The 3,410-nt window shown below is 71.0% G+C and carries 2 protein-coding genes; both read right to left on the bottom strand.

Annotated elements, in window-relative coordinates:
- The coding region (locus B5D80_RS32580; protein WP_088647754.1) for an NACHT domain-containing protein at positions 1 to 2,788 on the bottom strand (2,788 nt) is incomplete at its 3' end.
- Positions 2,789 to 2,848: 60 nt separating this feature from the next.
- The gene (locus B5D80_RS32575) at positions 2,849 to 3,199 is read right to left on the bottom strand and encodes a nitroreductase/quinone reductase family protein (protein ID WP_088647753.1); all 351 of its coding nucleotides are present in this window, start codon (positions 3,197 to 3,199) and stop codon (positions 2,849 to 2,851) included.
- Positions 3,200 to 3,410: the final 211 nt, after the last annotated feature.

Below are 3,410 nucleotides of genomic sequence, written 5' to 3'. Positions count from 1 at the left end.
GGGCCAGCACCCGGAACGCTTCGATCTGCACGAATGAGTCGGTGTGGGTGGTGGCGAGGGTGGTCAGTGCGGTGATGGTGGGTTCGGTGAGTGGGTTGGCTGCGGCCAGCCCTCCGATCGCCTGGATCCGTCTGTCCAGGTTTATGTGGGTGGTGGCGATGTTGGTCAATGCGGTGATGGTGGGTTCGGTGAGTGGGTTGGCTTCGGCCAGCATCCAGATCGCCTGAATCTGTACGTGTGGGTTGGTGTGGGTGGTGGCGATGTTGGTCACGGCGGTGATGGTGGGTTCGGTGAGTGCGTCGTGTTGGGCCAGCGCCCGGATCGCCTGAATCTGTACGTGTGGGTTGGTGTGTGTGGTGGCGAGGGTGGTCAGTGCGGTGGTAGTGGGTTCGGTGAGTGCGCCGAGCCGGCCGGCGATGGCCGCAAGCTGGCACCAGCGCAGCAGGGTGGTGTCACCGGCTGGGACGGCACGGCTGTCCAGGGCGGCGCGGAATCGATCAGCGGCCTTGGTGCCTCCCAGCGCGCCCAGCCGCTCTGACAGGGCAGCCCGGTAGGCGGAGAAACGGCATCGGCTGTGCTCCTGGTCGAACCACTCGTCGACCGCCTGGTCGATCACCGCGTCGATGGTCGCGGTCTTCAGGGGCGTGTCGTCGGCCAGGACCCGGAGCATGAACAGGAAGTCCCGGCCCAGCAGTTCCTCGTACGGGCTCGGGTTGCCCTCGGCCGGATAGATCGCCTTGGCAACCACCTCGTCGATCTGCTCGACATAGTCGGTGCCGATCAGGCCGAGCGCGAGCAGGATCGGCTCCTCGTAGCGGGGGTCGTGCAGCCGGCGGCGGATCTCGGCGATCCGGTCGGTGGCCGAGCCACGGAACGCCAGCGCCCGGCCGGCGTAGTACTCCTCGAAGGTCAGGTGGGCGAAGCCGTAGCGGCCGGGAGCCCGCTCGACCAGCAGGCCGGTGTGCGTGTCGGCCTTGTCGACGAACTCGGCCACCCCCAGCCCGGCGTCGGTGCGCAGCGGGTCGGCGGCCTCCAGCACGCGCGGATCCCATCCGGTGCCCTGGTGCGCCGCCCACAGTGGGCCGAGGACGTCGAGCAGTTCGGCGCGGGTGGCCGCACCCTCCGGGCGGTGCTCGTGCATCCACCAGCCCAGCTCGGTCAGCCACCGGGTCAGGATTCGCTCGTCGGGCAGGTCGGCCTCGGCGACCCCCTGGGCGCTGCGCCAGGTGCGCCCGAGGGCGTTGCACACCTCCACGTACGCCTCGACCCGCCGGTGCGGGAGCCGGCCGCTGGCCCTGTGCACCAGCACCAGCGCGGTCAACAGCAGGGGGTTGGCGGCCAGCCGGCGTACCCCGGCGTTGGTGGTGAGGGCCTGTTCGATCGCGGTGGCCTCGCGTGCGCCGGCCAACCGGGTCGCCTCGGCGGACCGGCCCGGGGTTTCGGCGCGCTCGACCTCGCGGCAGTAGACGTCGAGGAACCGGCTGATCGTCGGGTCGTCCATGTCCTGGAGCCGCACCGCGCGGAACGGCTCCGGCAGCGGGGCGGCCTGGTAGCCGGCGATCCGGCTGGTCACCACGAACCGGTTCCCCTGCCGCGCGTGGGCGGTCACGAAGTTGGTCACCGCCGTGACCACGCCCCGCCGCAGCTCGGCCAAGGCGATCTCGTCCAGGCCGTCCAGCAGCACCAGGCAGCGGCCGGCGTCGAGCTGGCGGCGCAGCAGGTCGGGCAGGCCCGGCAGGGTGCACTCCGCGCGGCGGAGCTGGCCGGGCAGGAACTCACCGATGCCCATCTTGGAGAATCCCTGGCGGGCGTACTCGCCGATGCGCAGGTAGATCGGGAACAGCGCGTCCCGGCCCTGGACCTGCTCGCCGCTGATGAGCGCTCGGGCGTGGGTCAGGGCCAGGTAACGCAGCAGGGTGGTCTTGCCCGTTCCCGGGTCGCCCAGGACCAGCAACTGGGCGGCGTCGCGGGCCGCGTCGAGCACCGGCTGTCGGGCCGGCTGGTCGGTTTCGGCGGCGAACCGGTGGCCGTACTCCGTCTGCAACCGGTCGAGGGCTGCCTCGAAACCGGTGTGGTCCAGCGTTCCCTCGGCCACCAGGGCGGCCAGCCGCTCCCGCTCGCGCTCGAACCAGGCCCGCGCCCGGTCACCGGGATTGCGGTCCCGCTGCGCCTGCAACCCGACGAACACCTCGCCCAACGGAAGCTGCACGGTGGTGTTCCGGACCACCCCCACGGTACGCAGGTAGCGGTGCTGGTCGATCAGCCAGCGCAGGTAGGCGACCCGATCGTCGTCGGTGGCGTCGACCGCGCCCAGGTGCTCGGCGATGCGGGTGGTCGCCTGGGCGGTCGACGCGGCATCGGAGCGGCCGAGCATCCCCTGGAGGGTCGCCTCGCGGCGTACCTCGGCGGCCAATCCGTCGAGCAGGGCCTTGAACGCCGGCCGCAGCAGGCCGATCCGGTCGTACCGCTCGTCGTCGGAATCGGCCCGGCCGAGCGAGTCGACGGCCCGTTCCGCCAGCCGCACCGGGGAGGGCGGCACACCGGGGACGAGCACCTTCGCCAGCTCGGGAGCGCCCTCGTGCACCCAGAAGCCGTCGTTGACGTCGAACTCGGCCAGCCGGTCGCCGTACGACCGGTTCAGCTCGGTGAGGGCGCGGCGCAACGCGCGCTCCAGGGCCTTGCGTTCCGGGTCCCCCCACACGCGAGCCTTGACGCCCTTGGCGGCGGCGGCCCCGACCTGCGCCACGATCGGCTTCGCCAGCGCCGTGGCCAGCGCGACAGGGTCCATGGCCGGCAAGTGTAGGCGGACCGACCACAAGGGATAGTCGTATAGCCGACCGGCTCCTGGTCAGGGGGTCAGGTCGACGGTGACGGTGACGCGGCCCCGGTCGTCGCGGCGGGCCACCGCGTGCCCGGCCCGGTCGACCCCGTCGAGGTTCAGCGAGATCGGGCCGCCCTCGCCCAGGAAGTTCCGCCACCACTGCTTGGCGTCGGGCATCGCGACCTGGATGACCACCGCGTCGCCGGTCTGTCGGTACGCGACAGGCGTGCTGAACGTCCGCCCGGAACGGCGACCGGTGTAGGTGACCACGGCCAGGTGCCGCCGGAGAAAACGCCCCCAGCGTGGCGACGACCGCAGCGCCATGATCCGCGCGTTGAACGACCGCGCCAATCCCGAGGGGAACGATCCGCGACCCATTCGGGCCCTCCATCGGTCGACATGAAAGCTTCACGCCGACCGTAACACTGCCTGGTCCCACCGAACGTGAGTGCGGGCCGCGATTGCTGGCCGCCGCAGGGGCGGGGGGAGTGATACCGGCGTACACCGGTATGCCTGTCAGTCATATTTATGGGTCTTGTGTTGGGTGTGTGGGTCGCTGGTGATCATTTTCTGGGGAGTTGGGGTCGGT

It is taken from the genome of Micromonospora wenchangensis (genome assembly GCF_002210435.1).
Classification (GTDB): domain Bacteria; phylum Actinomycetota; class Actinomycetes; order Mycobacteriales; family Micromonosporaceae; genus Micromonospora; species Micromonospora wenchangensis.
Note: the sequence above shows the minus strand (reverse complement) of the source record. Positions and strands in the feature narration are given on the sequence as shown.

Bases quoted from the DNA above. Each gene is read 5' to 3' on its own strand.
- B5D80_RS32575 (WP_088647753.1), bottom strand. From the start codon at position 3,199: ATGGGTCGCGGATCGTTCCCCTCGGGATTGGCGCGGTCGTTCAACGCG.